Source organism: Lapidilactobacillus salsurivasis, from assembly GCF_054785215.1.
Window position 1 is genome coordinate 77279 of record NZ_BAAABI010000006.1, and the last position, 18071, is coordinate 95349.

The 18071-nt window shown below is 44.4% G+C and carries 20 protein-coding genes and 1 pseudogene; 12 read left to right on the plus strand and 9 right to left on the minus strand.

Annotated features, from left to right (window positions below; all coding sequences use genetic code 11):
- Positions 1-239: 239 nt before the first annotated feature.
- The 3 genes from ACYVSB_RS08555 to ACYVSB_RS08565 form a co-directional block, all read right to left on the minus strand.
- Complete coding sequence (locus ACYVSB_RS08555) at positions 240-779, minus strand: GtrA family protein (protein ID WP_125596685.1); 540 nt, start codon at positions 777-779, stop codon at positions 240-242.
- A gap of 6 nt (positions 780-785) precedes the next feature.
- Positions 786-1241 (minus strand): flavodoxin, encoded by a 456-nt coding sequence (locus ACYVSB_RS08560; protein ID WP_125596682.1) that lies wholly within the window; start codon positions 1239-1241, stop codon positions 786-788.
- 90 nt (positions 1242-1331) lie between these two features.
- Positions 1332-1667: a hypothetical protein gene (locus tag ACYVSB_RS08565; protein ID WP_125596679.1), complete on the minus strand. Its 336-nt coding sequence runs from the start codon at positions 1665-1667 to the stop codon at positions 1332-1334.
- A 314-nt stretch (positions 1668-1981) separates the two neighbouring features.
- Here ACYVSB_RS08565 and ACYVSB_RS08570 point away from each other — a divergent pair, with 314 nt between their 5' ends.
- The 10 genes and pseudogenes from ACYVSB_RS08570 to ACYVSB_RS08615 form a co-directional block, all read left to right on the plus strand.
- A complete protein-coding gene (locus tag ACYVSB_RS08570) occupies positions 1982-2416 on the plus strand; it encodes a hypothetical protein (RefSeq protein WP_125596676.1) in 435 nt (144 codons plus the stop codon).
- Between the two features lie 122 nt (positions 2417-2538).
- Positions 2539-3129, plus strand: coding sequence for a P-loop nucleotide/nucleoside kinase family protein (locus ACYVSB_RS08575; protein WP_125596673.1), 591 nt, complete (start codon positions 2539-2541; stop codon positions 3127-3129).
- 56 nt (positions 3130-3185) lie between these two features.
- A complete protein-coding gene (locus ACYVSB_RS08580) occupies positions 3186-3446 on the plus strand; it encodes a YdeI/OmpD-associated family protein (protein ID WP_125596670.1) in 261 nt (86 codons plus the stop codon).
- A gap of 205 nt (positions 3447-3651) precedes the next feature.
- The gene (locus tag ACYVSB_RS08585) at positions 3652-4107 is read left to right on the plus strand and encodes a helix-turn-helix domain-containing protein (protein WP_125596667.1); all 456 of its coding nucleotides are present in this window, start codon (positions 3652-3654) and stop codon (positions 4105-4107) included.
- A 345-nt stretch (positions 4108-4452) separates the two neighbouring features.
- The gene (locus tag ACYVSB_RS08590) at positions 4453-5385 is read left to right on the plus strand and encodes a 2-dehydropantoate 2-reductase (RefSeq protein WP_461219127.1); all 933 of its coding nucleotides are present in this window, start codon (positions 4453-4455) and stop codon (positions 5383-5385) included.
- Between the two features lie 43 nt (positions 5386-5428).
- Positions 5429-5971: a hypothetical protein gene (locus ACYVSB_RS08595; RefSeq protein WP_125596661.1), complete on the plus strand. Its 543-nt coding sequence runs from the start codon at positions 5429-5431 to the stop codon at positions 5969-5971.
- Positions 5972-6277 (plus strand): hypothetical protein, encoded by a 306-nt coding sequence (locus ACYVSB_RS08600; RefSeq protein WP_125596658.1) that lies wholly within the window; start codon positions 5972-5974, stop codon positions 6275-6277. It abuts the gene before it with no gap.
- A 104-nt stretch (positions 6278-6381) separates the two neighbouring features.
- Entirely contained in the window at positions 6382-7359 is a 978-nt protein-coding gene (locus ACYVSB_RS08605; protein ID WP_125596655.1) for a GMP reductase, read from the plus strand.
- Between the two features lie 266 nt (positions 7360-7625).
- Entirely contained in the window at positions 7626-7859 is a 234-nt protein-coding gene (locus ACYVSB_RS08610; RefSeq protein WP_125596652.1) for a DUF1858 domain-containing protein, read from the plus strand.
- A pseudogene (locus ACYVSB_RS08615) lies at positions 7856-8044 on the plus strand (DUF438 domain-containing protein); the annotation flags it as partial. The gene ACYVSB_RS08610 and the pseudogene ACYVSB_RS08615, both read left to right, overlap by 4 nt.
- A 187-nt stretch (positions 8045-8231) precedes the next feature.
- On the opposite strand, the gene ACYVSB_RS08620 reads toward ACYVSB_RS08615, so the two are convergent.
- Positions 8232-9395, minus strand: a complete 1164-nt coding sequence (locus ACYVSB_RS08620; protein WP_461219128.1) for a radical SAM protein — start codon at positions 9393-9395, stop codon at positions 8232-8234.
- Positions 9396-9969: 574 nt separating this feature from the next.
- On the opposite strand from ACYVSB_RS08620, the gene ACYVSB_RS08625 reads away from it, so the two are divergent.
- On the plus strand, positions 9970-11562 hold the full coding sequence (locus tag ACYVSB_RS08625) for an ATP-binding cassette domain-containing protein (RefSeq protein WP_057823587.1): 1593 nt from the start codon (positions 9970-9972) through the stop codon (positions 11560-11562).
- A 138-nt stretch (positions 11563-11700) separates the two neighbouring features.
- On the opposite strand, the gene ACYVSB_RS08630 is transcribed toward ACYVSB_RS08625, so the two are convergent.
- Positions 11701-13029 (minus strand): IS4 family transposase, encoded by a 1329-nt coding sequence (locus ACYVSB_RS08630; RefSeq protein WP_157051236.1) that lies wholly within the window; start codon positions 13027-13029, stop codon positions 11701-11703.
- Between the two features lie 105 nt (positions 13030-13134).
- Between ACYVSB_RS08630 and ACYVSB_RS08635 the strand changes: the two genes are divergently transcribed.
- Positions 13135-14208, plus strand: a complete 1074-nt coding sequence (locus ACYVSB_RS08635; protein ID WP_029507734.1) for an IS30 family transposase — start codon at positions 13135-13137, stop codon at positions 14206-14208.
- 816 nt (positions 14209-15024) lie between these two features.
- Here ACYVSB_RS08635 and ACYVSB_RS08640 read toward each other — a convergent pair.
- The 4 genes from ACYVSB_RS08640 to ACYVSB_RS08655 form a co-directional block, all read right to left on the minus strand.
- Positions 15025-16260, minus strand: a complete 1236-nt coding sequence (locus ACYVSB_RS08640; RefSeq protein WP_057824529.1) for an XRE family transcriptional regulator — start codon at positions 16258-16260, stop codon at positions 15025-15027.
- Positions 16261-16546: 286 nt separating this feature from the next.
- Positions 16547-16912 carry a hypothetical protein gene (locus tag ACYVSB_RS08645; RefSeq protein WP_057824527.1) on the minus strand — a complete coding sequence of 122 codons (366 nt, stop codon included), beginning with the start codon at positions 16910-16912 and terminating at the stop codon, positions 16547-16549.
- A complete protein-coding gene (locus ACYVSB_RS08650; RefSeq protein WP_057824525.1) occupies positions 16912-17280 on the minus strand; it encodes a DUF961 family protein in 369 nt (122 codons plus the stop codon). Before ACYVSB_RS08650 ends, ACYVSB_RS08645 begins: the two co-directional genes overlap by 1 nt.
- A 452-nt stretch (positions 17281-17732) precedes the next feature.
- Complete coding sequence (locus ACYVSB_RS08655; protein ID WP_057824523.1) at positions 17733-17999, minus strand: hypothetical protein; 267 nt, start codon at positions 17997-17999, stop codon at positions 17733-17735.
- Between the last annotated feature and the right edge of the window lie 72 nt (positions 18000-18071).

An 18071-nucleotide genomic window follows, 5' to 3' on the forward strand; every position in this document is an offset into this window, starting at 1 on the left:
CGGCCCGGGTAGCTTCTGAGCATTAACCTAGCCAAGGTTTTGGCAGCGGGTTGCGCTTCCGGAACATTTGCGTAGCTAAGCACAGAAGTCAGTTGCGGGCAGCACGTTTCCAAACCCGCGCGGCACATTCAAAAAAAGAACCACCTGATCATCAGCTTGACCGCAATGTTTGCCGGTCGGCGCTGATCAGGTGGTTTTTTATCGGGAATTGACGCGTCCTTGGTTCACTTCCGGACAGGCTAATGTGATTCTTGTTTCTTCTCGGGCTGATCTGGGCTGGTCTCCGAGGGCTCCGGCAAAGACGAGGGCGTGCGGCGGCGGCCCAGCCGTTCCTGCCGCAGCTTCCGTAGTCGCGCGGTCATGGCCTTCTGCTCCTTGCTGAACGTAAAGCGGGTGGTGGCATAGTTCAACAGGCCGACCAAGAGTTGATCGATGGTTTTGGCCCAGAAACTGGACATATGCAATACGCTGATCCCCAGCACCATGATTGCCGAATCCGCCAGCAAGCTCATGCCGCGAAAGAAGAAGAACGCGATCAATTCGGTGAACAGCGCGTAACCCGTTGAGTATTCCGATTTGAAAACGATCGACTTATTAGTGAAAAATCCAAAAACTACCGAAATCAGCCAGGCTAAGGTGTTGGCGAAAATGTAATGAACGTGCAGGCCGCTCTTGATCAACATAAAGGAAACAATGTTGATCACCGAAGCTAGAAAACCGAAAACTGTATAAATCAGGAAATCCCGATGCTTTAGGAGAAATTCACGAAATTTAATCATCGCAAGTTACCCGTTCTGTTGCGCTTTAGCAACTAATTCAGTCACGAATTGTTCTAGATGTTCAATGTCATCAGCTTCGGCGGCCAAGTCGATTTTGACGCTTTCCGCGCCTTTTGTCGCGCCGGTTTGCGCCAAGGCGCGGTCGAAATCGTCAACCGTCGCGCAGAAATGACCTTCATAAAATAAGTCGCCTGAGCCACAAGTGCCATAGATTTTACCGGTCAGATATTCTTCAAGCAAATCATCGTAAAAATCTTGGGCCTCGTCAGGCATGTCGCCTTCACCATAAGTATAGGTCACGATCACGCAGATGTCCGCGTCCTCGAAGTCCGACGCATCGGCTTGGGAAATTTCGGTGGTTTCAACATCAACGTCATGATTTTGGAATGCTTCTTCAACGATTTCTGCGATTTCTTCATTGTTGCCAGTCATGCTGGCGTAAACGATTTTGGCAGTAGTCAATCCACTTACCTCCAATTAGTCATTCTAGTTCTCATTATAAAGATTCGGCTGATAAATAGCCAATAACTTAGAAATTATACCAGAATATTCCTAAAATTCAATCTCGATTGTGGCGGCGTGGCGCTTGGTGGGGCTGGCGTACTTCACTTCGCTGAGTAAAAGTAGCTTGGCCGCGGCTTGCGCTGCGAAATTCGGGGTGAGCTCGCTGTGGGCATCACTTTGAGCTTCGCAAAACCCGCGAATCTCAAAGCTGAGCCTTGTCCTAAGCGGCAAAGCCGCCAAGGACAATTTCACGGCGATCTCACCCCGAATTTCTCCGCTCCAGCCGCTCAGCGTTTTAACAGTCGTTTGAGCACTCACGCCAGTTGGCAAGCTATGGTCAATTGACGGGGAACCACGCAATTGACGAACGTGGTTAGTGGCCACAATTTTTAAATTGGTGACTCCAGCGCAGTCCTTCTGATGAACAGAACTAGTTCTCAGCGAATCAACTGAATCGGTCTGATTCCACCGGTGGGTTGTTAAGGAAACAAGTAGAGGTGTTCAGCTTACAAAAAATGTCCCGACCTGCTAATCCGGATCCGTTGGCATTGCCGTACCACCACAAAAGCGGGAAGCTGATTTTATCAGAGCCCTTATTAAATTATTATCCAGGTTGGCTTGGTTGCCTCAGCAAAAAAGGGTAGAATTAAAGCAAGGGCAGAAATGGCTAGACCATGATCAAGTAGGGGGAATGGGCAGTGCGACGACAACGACAATTAGGGCGGGAAGAAACCTATCACGAACCGGCGGATATTGTTTATCATGACCGCCAGGAAGACTATCATGATGGCGATACTTGGCATGAGGATGTGCGGGTCAGCAGCCACCCGCACCAAACGCAAACCGGTTCCAAGCAGGGGGTGTTCGTTGAGTCCGAGTCCAGCATTACGGCGGGCTCTGGAATAGCGGAGCCCGAATCAGAGCAAGCAGAAACGGATCAACCCGAATCAGAGCAGGCAGAAACGGATCAACCCGAATCAGAGCAGCCAGAAGTGGACATACCCAATGCTAAGAGTGAGCGAATCGGCATGATCTCAGCCGCTATAGGTGTGATCATGACGATTATTATTATATTTAAATTTTTCTGGTCCGTTATTTCGAAATACATTGAATTGTTTGGTCCGCTTTTCTAGTGGTGCTGTTGCGGCCGTGATTGCAGTCGATGGCTACATTTGACTAAAATCCCGGCGTCCATGGTATGATAAGAAAAAAGCGCAGATTTCAGCTCTGCGCTGGTAAAACATAGGTGATCAAAATGATTATTTGGTTAAATGGCGCTTTTGGCGTCGGGAAATCGCAAACGGCGGCGGAGTTGAATCGGCGCTTGAATGGGTCGTCGCGCTATGACCCGGATAATGTGGGGACACTGTTGCGCAAACAGCTACCGAAATCATTGCGGTTGGACAATTTCCAGGATTATCCAGAATGGCGGCAATGGAATTATCAGTTATTGCGGAAAATCGCGTTGCAGGGCAAACAAACGGTGATCGTGCCGGAGGAGTTGCTGGAACCGCGCTATTTCGATGAGGTGATCGGGCGTTTGCGACAAGATCAAATTGATGTTCGCCATTATTTCTTGACCGCGGATCCGGAAACAATCAAGAAGCGGTTGAAGTTGCGCGGGGATCTGCACGACCAATTTGCGGTGACGCGGTTGAAGGATGAACAGGCGCCCTTGGATGACGTTAAATTCGCTCAGAAAATCGATACTTCGCAAATGACTTACGCGGAGATCGCCGATTTTATCGCGCGCGATTGTTCCTTGCGGATCCAACCGGCAATCAAGAACAAGTATGCCCAAGCGGCGGTGCAATTAGGGGATTCCTTCAAGAATCTCTGGCACTGATCGGATTTTTCACGTCAACCGTAAGTGAAAATAACATTGAGTCAGGAGCAAGGCAAATGATCAGTCGAAATTTAGCGGATTATGAGGCGATGATTCCCCAAGTGGCGGAATTATTGGCGGATGATCCAACACTTCAAGCGTTTTTTCGCGGATTGACCCCAGGCTATCAGCGGGAGTGGGCGCGCTATTTGTTTGGCGTCAAAGCCGACGCGACGCAGACCAAACATTTGGCGGAAATGAAGCAGATTTTCGCCGCGGGGTACAAATCTAAACGTGGTTACGCCACTGCCGTGAAGCAACAGCGAACGGCGCAATAACGCGCTGATAAGTTATTGCCAAACGGTCGTTACAGCGTTATATAACGCAAGCGAAAGCCTGAAGGAATAGGAATGCTTGTGCGACTGGCGAGATTTTGACGTGGGCGCTGGTGTAACTGGCAAGCCGCTAGCGCCACCGCTTGTAGCGCAAGCTAGGCAAAAACGGGCGTGACTGCTATACCTAAAAGTGACAGGAGGAAGTTATTTGGATTTCGGAGGACAAGTCAAGAAAATTCGGCAACAACACGCCTTAACGCAGGAACAGTTGGCCCAGCAGTTACATGTGTCGCGGCAAACTGTTTCTAGTTGGGAGAATAATCGTAATTTGCCGGATCTGGCCATGGTGGTCACCATTGCCCAACTTTTCCAAATCTCTCTTGATCAATTGATTTTAGGAGACGAAACGATGGCAAAGAAATTAGTTAAAGATGGTAGTCAAGTGCGCTTGGCCCGGCTCAATATCGCGACCGTGATCTTATTTGTATTAGGCGGCGCCTGCTTCTTGTCGGCGGCGTTGATCGGTTCCTCGCTGGACAGTAACGGCGTTTTACAGGAGCCTTTCTTCCTGATCCCCATCGGTTATTTATTGCTGTTTGGTGGGCTTATCGTGCTATTGGTCAACTTAGGCTTGCGGCTTTACCACCATTTTAAAACGAAATAACCAAGGCGTTATCCAGGCCAAGCGCGGCGAAAGCGGTTAGAATAGACCTGTAGTTTAGTTGTGTGCAGCACGTTTCCAAAAGAGTGCGGAACACAACGGGTTGACTTTGAGCATTAACCTAGGCAGGATTTTGGAAGCTGGTTGTGCTTCCAGAAGCCTGGCGTAGTTAAGCGCAGAAGTCAGCTGTGTGCAGCACGTTTCAAAAAGAGTGCGGAACACAGCGGGTTGACTTTGAGCATTAACCTAGGCAGGATTTTGGAAGCTGGTTGTGCTTCCGGAAACCTGGCGTAGTTAAGCGCAGAAGTCAGTTGTGTGCAACACGTTTCAAAAAAAGGAGTTTTAATCATGAAAATCGCAATTGCAGGTGCGGGCGCAATGGGTTCCCGCTTCGGGGTCATGCTTAGCCGTGCGGGAAATCAAGTCATTCTGATCGATCAGTGGGCGGAACATGTGGCGGCGATCAACGCCAAGGGTTTGACCGTTGATACAGAAACCGGCAGTTCTCAGGTCCACTTACCGGCGTACTTACCGGCCCAAGTGACGGAGAAACCAGAATTGGTGATCCTCTTTACCAAATCCATGGGTCTCCCGAAAATGTTAGCGGCGATCGAACCGATTTTGACACCGGAAACGAAGATCGTTTGCCTATTGAACGGCTTAGGTCACGTGCCAACCTTGGAGAAATACGTTCACCGAGAGAACATTTTTATGGGCGTGACGTTATGGACGGCGGCGTTGATCGGACCAGGTCACGTCAAACTAGTTGGTGATGGTCGCGTCGAAGTTCAAAATATCGTGCCGACGGAACAAGCGGCGGCCGAAGAAATCTGTCGCGTTTTCAGCACGGCAGGGTTAAAGGCGGAATACAGTCCCAATGTGATTTTCTCGATCTGGCGAAAAGCCTGTGTCAATGGGACCTTGAATACTTTATGCACGTTGTTGGATTGCAACATCGCCCAGTTAGGCGCGTTGCCACAGACCGCGAAATTGTTGCGCCAGATCATCGCCGAGTTTGCCCTGGTCGCCAAACATGATGATCAAGTGGCCTTGCCTGTGGAGCCGATCGCCCGAGACATTGAGGCTTTGTATGATCCGAAGAAGGCGGGCGAGCACTATCCGTCCATGCATCAAGACCTGATCGAGCATCATCGTTTGACCGAGATCGATTATCTGAACGGTTACGTCGCGAAAAAGGCGGCGGCAGCTGGCTTGGCGACGCCGATCTGTCAACTGCTGACCGAATTGATCCACGCGAAAGAGGCGTTGTTGGTCAAATAGCGCCGCAACGCTGGTTGGTCATGAAAAATGAATTTGAACGATCATGAATGAATTGGTACCACAGTTGGGCAATCGTCGCAGGCGATTGCTCTTTTTTGTTGGGGTTGATTGCAGGTTTGGCGGGTTTGGATGTGGACGCAACCGGCTGGGACTGCTGTTGCGGACTGGAACGTGGTGGGCATCGTTTGAAGCCAATCCGCAAGCCCAGCGGCTTGGCTTCAAATCGAGCCTTGTCCTAAGCGGCAAAGCCGCAAAGGACAATTTCACCACTGAGCCGCGCAGTCCCAGCCGGTTGCTAGGCGGAATTGAGCTCATCTGCAATCGAAGTTGGGTATTTGACGAAGTGCTCTTGCAAGCTAGAGGTCAAACAATTGTCCACTTTTGTGGTGGTACGGCAATACCAACGGATTTTGATCAGGAGGTCGGGACACTTTGCGTAGACCGAACATCCGTACCTGTTTTCTTAACAGTCCACGGGTGGAAATTGACCGATTCAGTTGATTCACCGAGAACTAGCTTTGTTTATCAGGCGGATTGTACCGGTGTCACCAATTTAAGAATCATAACCACTAACCACGGCCGTTAATTGCGGGGCTCCCCATCAATTGACCATAGCCTGTCAGCCGGCGTGAGTGCTCAACCGGCTGCTATAACGTTGAGCGGCTGGAGCGGAGAAATTCGGGGTGAGATCGCCGTGTCGTTATTCTTAGCGGCTTTGCCGCTTAGAATAAGGCTCAGCTTTGAGATTCGCGGGTTTTGCGAAGCTCAAAGTGACGCCCACAGCGAGCTCACCCCGAATTTCGCAGCGCAAGCCGCGGCCATAATTGAAATACTTAATAACTGCCGCACCAGCTGCAAGAATCTCAGCCATCAAATGAAAAAAGGACAATAAGGATAACAATACAAATATAGTTCGTATTTTACTTGCATATCGGCTGACAAATTGTTAAGATAGTTCTGGCTTAAAAAATATACGAACGATATAGGTGAGTGTGCATGAATACATTTGATTATGATGACGTCCAATTGATTCCCCGCCGCTGTGTGGTCAACAGCCGTCAAGAAGTGGCGACCGCAGTGAAACTAGGGGATTATGAGTTCAAGATCCCAGTGGTCCCGGCCAATATGCAAACGGTGATCAATGAACCTTTAGCGCTATGGCTGGCGAGTCATGGCTATTTCTATGTGATGCATCGTTTTCAACCGGAAACGCGCCTCGCCTTCGTTCAGAAAATGCATCAACATAACTTGTTTGCCTCGATTTCGGTGGGGGTAAAACCAGATGAATTCAAATTTGTTGAGGAATTGCGGGCGGCCCAAGCGACGCCGGAATTTGTGACCATTGATATTGCCCACGGTCATGCGGATTCGGTGATCGCGATGATCAAATTCATTAAGCAAACGTTGCCAGAGACTTTTGTCATCGCCGGCAATGTGGGAACCCCTGAAGGCGTGCGCAATTTGGAAACAGCAGGCGCGGACGCGACGAAAGTGGGCATTGGTCCTGGCCGCGCGTGTATCACAAAAATCAAGACAGGCTTTGGCACTGGTGGCTGGCAGTTGTCCGCGCTGGAATGGTGCGCGGCCGCCGCGACTAAACCAATTATCGCTGACGGTGGGATTCGAACTCACGGCGATATTGCCAAGTCGATCCGTTTTGGCGCCACCATGGTGATGGTCGGCTCAATGCTGGCCGGCTTTGAACAATCTCCCGGCCAAATCGTCGAGCATGCGGGCAAGGTCTATAAGGAATATTTCGGTTCCGCTTCCGAAAATCAAAAACACGAACATCATAATATCGAGGGTAAACATTTACTGTTGCCGTTGAAAGGTGATCTCTACCAAGAATTGACGGACATGGAAGAAGACTTGCAGTCGGCCATTTCTTACGCGGGCGGGCGGGATCTGGCCGCATTACAAGCCGTGGACTATGTTTTGGTCCGCAATACCATCTATAATGGGGACCACGATTAACCAGCCGTTTTATCAAACCCAATATCATCAATCAAAAAAGTTTCACAGCCGGCGCCGGTTTTCGGTCGCCGGCTTTTTTGAACGTGTTCGCTGCCAAAACACTAGCTAGGCTAATGCTCGAAGTCAACCCGTTGCGCTGCGCACTCTGCTTTTTCCTGTCTAATGGGTTTGGAAGCGCCTTTTTTTCAGGGACAATAATTGAATTGTCCACAATTAACTCCTGGCAACATGGTACAATGGGGGTGTAGAAAAGTGAGGTTTTGCGGATGACAACGAAGACAATCAGTTTGGATCAGCCGGTTTTTGACTTGCTTAACCAGGTTCCTGAGGTCCAGCCGGTGATGATCGCGATCGGTTTAGATGGCGTGACTAACCCGCTCATGTTACAAACCGCGGGGCGCTTTATGACCTTGCGTAAAGGCGCGAAAATGAAAGAAATCCCCTTAGTACAACTAATAACGGCGTTACATAACGCCGGATTCGAGGTGGCAGAAGTATGAGTGGAGCTGATCAGATCAAGCATAACGCCGTTTATCGTCAGCAGAAGATCGTGGAGATTTTGAAACTATTGCATAACGGTGGTTCCTTCGAAACGGCCAAGGCGATTTTCGATGAGACGTTTGACCAAGTTGACGTTGCCGAGATTACTTCCGCGGAACGGGAGTTGATCGCCAGCGGTTTGAGCTTGGATTTCTCTCAAATGCTTGTACACCAGGGATTTCACGGATATATTCAGGATGATAATCCTTCGTGAAGGTCATTTTGGAGGTTATTGATAATAAAATTTGAAGTCTGTCGAGGCGTGTGTCGCTGTCTGTGAAAATGGATAGCGTTTTTTGTTAGATTAACATAAATTCTCTTTCATGGAAGTCCTATTTTTTAAACGGACATTGTACTCGATTACTTCCATTGCTTGTTCCTGCGGCTATTTGCATACGTTCCAAGAATGAAGAGTTATCAGAAATTTGTTCGATGGGTAATTCATTTATTGTTCCAATTTTCATATAGTCTATTTTCCCGATTCCGCATCCATAAATATCCCCATCTTCAAATATTGACCAAAGAAGCGTTCCGGCAATACAGCCCAAACAGCTTAATTGTAAATTTTCACCTTGTTCCTCAAAATAAATTGGAATAATATTCTCAAAATCTCTTTTAGCATTATTAACAACACGAGTAAAATCCTTGGCGTAAAAATGTTGATTAGATGCTCGCCCGATATTTGTTATTTCGCCAACCGCAACATTGCTCACACCTAATTGTGCACAATATGCAATTGTATCGTACAGTTTTTTAGTGTCGTTTTGAAAAAGTGTTGTAACACTAACTTGGTGCCCACGAGCTATGCATGATCGAATAAAGTTGGTGGTGCTCTTAAAGGAGCCCTTTACTTGTGTAAAACTATCATGCTCTAGAGGATTGTCATAATATAAGGAAACTTGTACATTTCTGCCGAGTTCTATCAGAGCATTCCCTTTTTTAGGGGCAATTTTGAAACCAGAAGTACTGAATGATATTAAGAAGTTCTTTGATAGCTCATCTATCAATTCATTGAAATGCCTGTATAGAGTCGGCTCACCACCAGACAGTGTAATCAGCGGTACTTTACCTATGAAATGATTTAGGAAATCAACTAACTTGTTGAAGTCTAATTCCTTTGGTTTCAGAATATCCCCCTTATAACAATGCTTACATTTCAAAAAGCACTTATTGGTTAACGAAACATGAAACTCAAGTGGATAGGATTTTCCTTTCTCTCCAGTAATCATAGGAAGCGAGTATGCACAATCTTGCAATGATAAAAAATTTTCATTATTATTCAAAAACTTTGCAATAAACTTTTCGGTTTCATTGGCAGTTAATCCCAAGGAAATCAGTTTACTTCTAAGATTACTACAACTATCAGATTCAAAATAGAGCTCCAGTAAATAGGACTCTACCACATTAAATCTAACAATCTCACCACTAATTAGGGTTCCATAGATTTGCTCCTTATACCAGTGAAATAGTGCAAATTTAGATAAGTCAAAATACATGACACTCCACCTACTCTGCAAAATTATGTACCCCTGAGACCAAATTGGGACACTAAATTCTGTTGCTAATTTTTGTTTTTGATAATTGGCCGAATGATGTTGTACGGTGTTCCACCGGGGCAAGGCATTCCCATCTGTTTACGTGAGCCTTTCTTTTTGCTGTATTTTCTTATTTCACTCAACATATAAATTCCTCCATAATCGGTGCTGGCAAAAGAAGTAATAATTAATACTGTGCTTTAATTCTTTAAAACGACAAGCCTAAATCTTATGTGAAGTGTTCAATGCGGTCTCGGGGCAGTTGCTCAATAAAAAGCAATCTTAATGATAATAAACCACAATTAAACTAACTGTCAATAAATGTTTTGTATATTATGCTAATCAAATAAATTTTAAAATATTAAATCACAGATTATAATAATCCTTTGAAAACCATCAAATAATGTTATTAAACTATGAATTGATTATTGAAAAACAATTAATAATGTGATATATTGTTGCGGTATATTAGACTTAATTGACATATCTAATGCTTAATATTAATTAAAAAAATAATTATTTACGGAGGATAACAGTGAAACTTTTATCAATTAAAATAAAATTCTGGTATTTATTAACACTAGTTGCTACGGTTTTATGGAGTGCAATTTCTGTATTAGTACCGCTGATCAGCGGACGGTTTATCAATGCTGTTACAACTGATCCTCATAATATCTCTGGAATTTATTTTTGGCTGTTTCTGGTGTGTTCAGTACTTCAAGCAACGTTCTCAGCAATCAGTACATTTCTCAGCCTTGATTTAGTCAAACGTGTTAAAAATTTTTTCAGAATCAATGTTGTCCGTTCCTTATTTGCACATCGAAAGTATCAAGAAAAATCATTATCTTCTGCGATTACTGATATTAACGTTAGTAGCTCAACTATTGCTGAACAATACGTCAAGGGTGAAATCGATATTGTCAACTGCATTAGTATGATCATACTTTCATCGGTTGGTCTATTCACAATTAACAAAACACTTTCTGTGGTGATAATTATCATCAGCATAATAATTGTAGTTTTTCCGAAAGTTTTTTCGAAGAAGAGCCAGAAAAACCGCGAAGATCAAATAAACGCTCAAGATATATTAAATAAAAGAACCACTTCATTCGTAAAAGGTATTGAGACGCTTTATAATTTTGGTGCACGAGGCTATTTTAAGAGGCTACTACTAAAAGATAACAGTGCAATTCTTTCCACTGAAGGTAAAGCCAACAACTTTAAAACAGTAACGTACACAGTCAATGCTTTCTTACAAATCACAAAAACATTCGTTATTATCGGACTTGGTGCCTACTTGATTACGAAGAATCAACTCTCTATCGGTGGACTACTAGCGGCGATTCAAATTGCTGCAACTCTTGGTGCACCCATGGAGGTTTTATCAATGTTGCTATACTCACGGCGTGAAGTCGAACCAATTGCAAAACGTGTTCAAGCATATACGACCGAACCAACTACTGAAGCTAAAGTAATAATGGATTCGATTGTAACGGTTAACTTCAATCATTATGGTCAAAAAATTGACGGAAAAGAAGTATTACATGACCTCTCCTTGACTTTTGAAAAGAAGAAAAAGTATTTAATCGTTGGGAAAAGCGGTTCTGGGAAATCAACTTTATTGCGAGCAATTTCAGGTGTAACCGTAGGGGAACAATATGGTGAGCTAGCGATAAATGGCCTTTCTGGAAAATCATTCAAACAAATTAAACTTGTAACACAGTCTCCGGCTATCTTTCAAGCAAGTCTCGCTGATAATTTGTTCTTAGGTGAACGTGTTGATAATCAACGGTTGCAACAAATGATTAACTTTTTAGAATTAAACAATTTAACTGATAGATTTGATCTGATGAATGATAGTATATCTGAAGAAGATCTATCTGGAGGCGAGCGTCAAAGAATTGCATTAGGACGCGCCTTATTGGCAAAACCTGATGTATTATTACTTGACGAGTTTAGTTCAGCACTAGATCCAGATCTTAGCCTAAAATTGGAAAAGCATTTATTGGAACTCCCCTGCATGATTATTTCGGTCTCTCACCATGTTAATCGCGAATTATTTGATCAGTATGATGAAGTTGTGGAAATTGCCAATGGCGTTGTTATCTCTATCACAAATCCGGCGTAACCTATACCCCATTGGAAGCAAGTATTAAATGCCTTTTTGGATAAAGACTCACGATTATAGGAATGATGCTAGGAGCTAAATCATGAAAGCCCAAATCAAGCTTGATTCCTTGTCACACTAGGTATCAGACCGATAAAATTAGATACCAATGTCCGTCAGTTCTGCGCCAATTATTGTGCCAACTTGTGGCGTTAACTGGTTAAACAAATTATTAATCAAGGTAGTAACGCGCGTACTAATTTTTGGCTCGGCTTGAACCATATCGGATAAGCCATCGAGCAATTGTGTTACCGCCAGCGTCAAATCTAATACTGGCAGTAATGTATTCAAATTATGGAAAATATCACCCAATGTTTGGTCATTTGGTTGATGTCGTTGTTGCCACGCCAACAGATCGTAAGCCATCATCGTGATTGCCATATGCGCACAAAGGCCATCGTAATCTTGGAACCGCACGGTAGCTAGACGAAGATATTGCTTAGCTGCCCGAAAATAATTCTCGATCTGCCATCGCCGTGTATAGAGGCCAATGATTTTGGTCGGTGTTAAGGTCGTATCAGTGGTCGCTAGTACTAAATAATCATTGCCTCGATGAGCTTTAGTCACGAAAACTAATTTTATCGGTAACTCAACACCTGACCGTTCAGCCTTAACAATACAACTGTACAGATAGTGTGTGTGCGTTTGCCGGTTTGACCGGCGTAAGTGGCGATACAGATCAGGAATCGTGTATTCTCGGCTCCAATAACGAAAGTAGCTTTTCTTGGTCCGTTTGAGCATACCCACACCGACTAGACCAAGGCGTTTAAGTGCCAGCAGTAGCTTAGATGACGTAAACCAACTATCAAAAAGGACATATTTTGCCTTGATCCCGTTGGCCAGTGCTTGTTTGATTAAGGCCAGGCTAACAGTTGGCATTTCTTGCATAGCTTGAGCCCGTCGCTGTCCAGATAGCGTCCGCCAATCCAGCGTTGACGCTGGTGCCCTAACGCGATTTGAGGCTTTTTTGGATGATAAAACGGCCGTTGTCACTGGTAGGACCAATTGACCGTTACTCCAAGCAATGGTCAGTCCACGAAAGCCAGTCAGATGGCGACTTTTATCGTGGTCAAAGGTGTTCGCCAACAATTCAGTTTGCTTTGCGCTTAGGCGTGGGATCAGTGTATCATCGACGATTAAGGCGCCACTATGGCGTGCATCTAATCGTTTAGTCAAACTAGCAATTACCCGCTGTGCTAGCTGACAGCTTAGGCGTTGCCAATTAATTCGACCGTCATCGAGCATGTTGTAAATCGTGCGCTTAGTGCAAAAAGTCGGTGCTTCGGCACGATAGAGTGTTTGACGCTGGAAAATTGTTTTCAACACCCAAACCAATACAGGGCCTAAAGAAACATCGGAGTGCCGACAATCATTTAGCCGGTGCACCAAGTTGGGTAAATGAACTAACTGACAAAATTGAGAAATAATTTTAAACCGCGCGTTTTATAATTAAGTTAGCCACCCAGCCAAAATGGTAAAAAAAAGACACCAAGACGAAAAATTCAGGTATCATTGAAGTTCCTACAACAAACAATGAAAGAAGTTTTCGTCTTGATGCAAGAACAGTCTATCACACCACGCCCAAAAGGTCACCATTTATCGGAAATCGAACGCGGTCAAATCGCCGCTTGGCACATTGAAGGATGCTCAGCACGGCAAATAGCGATTCGATTAGGCGTCTGCCACCAGACCGTCAATAATGAGCTCAAGCGTGGTCGAGTCACGCAAGTTAAACGCGTTAATAATCAGAAACACTACTTTGAAATTTACAGCCCTGAAGCCGCTCAGAATCGCTATGAAATAAAGCGGCAAAACTGTGGACGTCCATTAAAATTTAGCCAAGTGACGGCCTTCTTAGCCTACTTTGATGATAAGTTCTGCCATGAGGGCTGGTCGCCGGACGCTGCTGTTGGTTATGCCCGTAAGCACCGGTTATTTAAGCCGGCCAAAATGGTCTGTACGAAGACTTTGTACAACTATATCGATGCGCAACTATTGGAGATCCGTAACCTTGATCTGCTGGAAAAAACAAAACGCCGGACGACCCAACACCACTCGCACCAACATCAGCGCCTACTCGGTCGTAGTATTGAAGAACGGCCAAAGCGAGTAGAAACGCGCCACGAGTTTGGTCATTTTGAGATCGATACTGTCATTGGCAAACGTGCTGGTAGCGAGAGTGTCCTATTAACGTTTACCGAACGTAAAACGCGCTATGAGATTGTCCGCTTGATCGAGGGTAAAGACGCCGAATCTGTGGCTTATGCCATGCAAAATATTACGGCTGAATTCGGTGACGTTATGCGGACAGTTACAGCGGATAACGGAACAGAGTTCACCACGCTAACGGCTGCGCTTGAGGGTGTTGCCGAGACTTATTATGCCCACCCTTATAGCTCGGCCGAACGCGCCACTAATGAGGTCCACAATCGTATACTCAGACGTTACTTTCCTAAGGGGCAATCACTCGATCTAGCTACACCCAGTCTGGTCCGTCAAGCTGAATCTCGGCTCAACCATCTCCCGCGCCGCTTACTTAAGTTCTGTACACCAGCTGAAGTATTTCGAAAGGAATTAGCACGTGCGCGCAAAGGCCGAGCCGCCTAATCCTGATCCACCTGGAACTCCCATGAGCCCTTTCGTCTGTGTGCTTTATCGGCACTGGCTAACTTACTATTGCAATTTGCGAATAATTTTAAACCCGCGTTTTTTCGTTTGATCTTGAGGTATACTAGCCATAGCACAAGCACTCCTTGTTGTATTTGTGGTTTAGACGACTCAAGTATACTTCAAGTAGTTGCTTGTGTTTAATTTTGGGTAAAAATAACTTACGGCGACATGGGATTAAGGCTAATATGAACTTTCATGATTTAGCTAGGAGCCTTTGTTGTGCCTCAAGGTTGTCCTCATAGGCTGGACGTTGGTTACTTTTTGAGACGAGTTAGTCTAATTCACATCGCCTTATTTCCGTCCATCTCTGTAGCCCTAGCTGCATAGATCAAAAATCAGGCTAGTAAGTGGACTGCACCAGCCAGTCTCCATTTATTGCAGGCTTACACATTTGCGAAATTTAATGGTGACGATGTCGCTTTGAGTAAAGCTGAGCGTTATTTGAAAGAAATTGATATTGATGTGAGTGACCTTTTTAAGCAGGATATGTAAAGCGTTATCGGAGATTCACATCAATGGAATTATCTATGTGTTTTCCCTGATAAGTCTCAAATGTTTTCTGTTGGTGCGGCTTGCTTTTAGACTGTTTCTACCAGTCCTTGAATCGGTCTGCGAATAACTGAATAAGATTAGGGAGATTTATGTAATCACATTCAAATTGATGAATGTGATTTTTTGATTCCGTTTAACACTTAACTTCTATTTATCGAAAACATATCTTTTCATTTTGTCGTACGGACGTAATAATCACAACTAGTTTTCTTTTACGTGCCAATCCTTATCTTCAATGACTTCATCGCGTGTTGCTAACATTGCCGCGAGCATCTTCTTTTGTCGTGGCTTCATCTCTGATTTGTTGACCAAAGTATCTAATAAGACGGTGCCTGTTGCTTTATCGGCTTCACGTGTCGTTGCGATTGTTGAGCTGAATTGATGCGTCAACGCGTTAAACGATCTTTGATAATTATATTCTCGTGGCTTCAGAACGAGTTTAACTTCTTCTGCGTCGTTAAGGAGATCCAACCAGTCCTGCGAAGCTTGCCATTCACTTCTAGGAATATTAGTTTGTTTCGGCCGATCCAATAGGGTGAGGTAATGGTCGATCACGCCGAGGACTAACCACATGTTATCTGCACATTCTAAGAACTTAACCGCAATATCTTCCGCATAATCATTTTTGAAACGAACTTCATAGCGATTCTTGATGGCTTCATCTTCGGGCAACTGATTATATTTATTCGCCTGCTCCTGATCTTTTTCATAAAAGACAATACGAAGGTTTGATTTTGGTGTGCCGAAGTAAATAGTTTCGCCAGCGGTGTAGGCAATGTCATCATTATCATCACTTGGCGTAAATCCAGAGAAGTTGCCACTATATTTTTTAAACTGACTACTGAAATTTCCTTGTTTAACACGTTTGATCACATCGGGGATATTAAGGATCGGCAGATAATCATTGATGGCGATATCGATCCGTTTGAAAACACCGTTGTTGTGCAAGCAGACCGCGAAGAAACTCGTCCATTCTAAACCATCTTCACCGAATACTTGCTCATATTCGCGACAACCTTGTCCAGTTAGCTCAATAATCACACCTTGTGAGGCTTTATTTGGATCAGATAACACTCTGATACTCCCATAACTAAGTATCTGTGGATAGAAAGGCATTCCATATTCTTCGGCGACAAAGAATTTCGGTCGCAAATTTAAAATCTTCTTGATCACTTCGTCCGGCTGTAGATTATTAAAGCGAACTTTGATGTAGTCAAAGATTGAGTCTAGTGGGTTACCATGATTGATCAACCAGGGCATGAACTGTGTGATTTTTTTTAAGACCTCTCCAGTTGGTAGGCGAGTGCCTTTTTCGTAACGGGATAATGTTGAACGTTCAATATTAAGAATATCTGCTAAAGCCTGTTGTGAAAGGCGGTTGCGTTTACGATAGGTTTTTAGTGCTTGATTCAGGGGGATATTTTCGAGTTCTCTCATTGTTGGCACTTCGCTTTCTTTGATTTTTTAGCTTTGCTTGACACATTTTTTAATTGTTTTTGTGACAGCGATTAACGTTGATATAACGGTATTTATACGTCAATTTTACTTGCTTTTCTTGATTTCAACCCCCGTGTTACAGTTGGGGGTTGAAGGCGGCGGCATTCGCCGCCGAGTCGCTAACGCTCCCGAAAATGATACATTTCCGTCCACTACACCGACACGTGCCTTAAGCTACCGCCGGCACTGTCCGCAGGATACCTGCTCCCGTCTGTGTTACGCGCCACTAGCTTTTTTCTTGGCCGTCCACTTTTCTTAAGCCAGTGATTTTGATTTGAAAGAAGTTATCGACTTCTTTTCTAGTCGGATCAGGGAGGATAGAAAAAGGATTAAACTCAGCGCCGATCAAGGTCACTTCATCTCCGAAAACAAAGTTGCCTTCTAATCTACCAACGAGGGTGACGATCACGGCACCATGAAAGTTCTGACTATATAATTCAATTCGTGTTGACTCAACTTCATCTGGGTCGATGTCACCAGTCAAATCTTCAGGGTGATACTCGGTAAGCACTTTCTGAAATTCTATTCTTCCAAGCGTTTCATCAATCTCTGGATAAAACTTTTTTGGATCAATCCCAAAGGTGGTTGTCATTAGCTTTCCTCCGTAAACTTGAGATCATTGGCAATGATGATCAATAGCGATTTAGCTTTATAGCAAGTATCGCCGTCTTCGCTTTGATAACGATCAATCAATGATCTAACTTGTATTGTTGGATTGACAAGTTCACACGGCTTATCAAAGTTGAGATCACTAATTTTATTCGCGCGATTTGAGATAAAAACGTGAGTGGCACCTGCTTGTACTTCTGATCCGAGTTCGTAACATCGATATTTTAAAATTTTGATTGATCGTCCGCGTTCAGACTGATTATCGTATTGATCTAATGCTGGGGTGGCATTGCGAAAAGTGAGTTTTCCCAATGTTTTTTCAACATTAAATTTTACCGTATCAAAATCCATAACCTCGCTTCTTTCTTGCTCTGAATTGATGAATCGCTCCGCTCATATCATCGCGCTTCGTCTATGTAGATGGATCTTATTCATAGATGTAGGTGTCTTAACCGATCAACCGTTTCAACGGTATAGCATGCAGTTTTTTATACAGCACGGCCAGTGTGTGTACTAAACACCCTGAACTCTACGTTTTTCTTAATGGTACTCGCAACCCGCGGCGAATGCGTCTTGACTAATTCTCAGTATCGACTAGAATGATAGTGTCAGTTATTATCCTAGGTGTTTGAGTCGTCAATTCGGCTTAAATGCCTTTTTTATTTAGTTGTCAAAGATCGATTGAGACTAAGGACTTACCGTCTCAGCTCAACAATTGAACGCTGGCGATCAACCGCTGAATCAAACGATAATTAAGATAGGTGTTGCTTGCATTGCTCGCCTCGACAGCGCTTTGCTTATTTTTAGAACTCGTGTGCTTTACAATACTGATCTAATGTTGCTTTGTCATACCGCTCAATATTTTCTAGAGACACTCTAGGAATATTGAGTTTTTTAAAACTGGTCACGGAAATGCTTAGGTAATCTGCCGCTTGTTTCTGGTTCAGGTACTGCGGATAAGCTTGTTGCTGGATCAAAGCTTGGAACGCTTGTTGTGCTGATTTGATGAACATCAAACTAATTTCTGCTTGTACTTCATCTGGAAGTGCAAATTTCATCTCGCTGGCCATTTGGATCATCCCCCCTGTGTGTATAAATTAATACTTTTAGTATTAACAAATAATCCCTGATGTATCGGTTAA

Coding starts and splice junctions, on each gene's coding strand:
- ACYVSB_RS08555 (WP_125596685.1), bottom strand. CDS start 779: ATGATTAAATTTCGTGAATTTCTCCTAAAGCATCGGGATTTCCTGATT.
- ACYVSB_RS08575 (WP_125596673.1), top strand. CDS start 2,539: ATGATTATTTGGTTAAATGGCGCTTTTGGCGTCGGGAAATCGCAAACG.
- ACYVSB_RS08580 (WP_125596670.1), top strand. CDS start 3,186: ATGATCAGTCGAAATTTAGCGGATTATGAGGCGATGATTCCCCAAGTG.
- ACYVSB_RS08590 (WP_461219127.1), top strand. CDS start 4,453: ATGAAAATCGCAATTGCAGGTGCGGGCGCAATGGGTTCCCGCTTCGGG.
- ACYVSB_RS08595 (WP_125596661.1), top strand. CDS start 5,429: ATGAATGAATTGGTACCACAGTTGGGCAATCGTCGCAGGCGATTGCTC.
- ACYVSB_RS08605 (WP_125596655.1), top strand. CDS start 6,382: ATGAATACATTTGATTATGATGACGTCCAATTGATTCCCCGCCGCTGT.
- ACYVSB_RS08610 (WP_125596652.1), top strand. CDS start 7,626: ATGACAACGAAGACAATCAGTTTGGATCAGCCGGTTTTTGACTTGCTT.
- ACYVSB_RS08620 (WP_461219128.1), bottom strand. CDS start 9,395: ATGTATTTTGACTTATCTAAATTTGCACTATTTCACTGGTATAAGGAG.
- ACYVSB_RS08635 (WP_029507734.1), top strand. CDS start 13,135: ATGAAAGAAGTTTTCGTCTTGATGCAAGAACAGTCTATCACACCACGC.
- ACYVSB_RS08640 (WP_057824529.1), bottom strand. CDS start 16,260: ATGAGAGAACTCGAAAATATCCCCCTGAATCAAGCACTAAAAACCTAT.
- ACYVSB_RS08645 (WP_057824527.1), bottom strand. CDS start 16,912: ATGACAACCACCTTTGGGATTGATCCAAAAAAGTTTTATCCAGAGATT.
- ACYVSB_RS08650 (WP_057824525.1), bottom strand. CDS start 17,280: ATGGATTTTGATACGGTAAAATTTAATGTTGAAAAAACATTGGGAAAA.
- ACYVSB_RS08655 (WP_057824523.1), bottom strand. CDS start 17,999: ATGGCCAGCGAGATGAAATTTGCACTTCCAGATGAAGTACAAGCAGAA.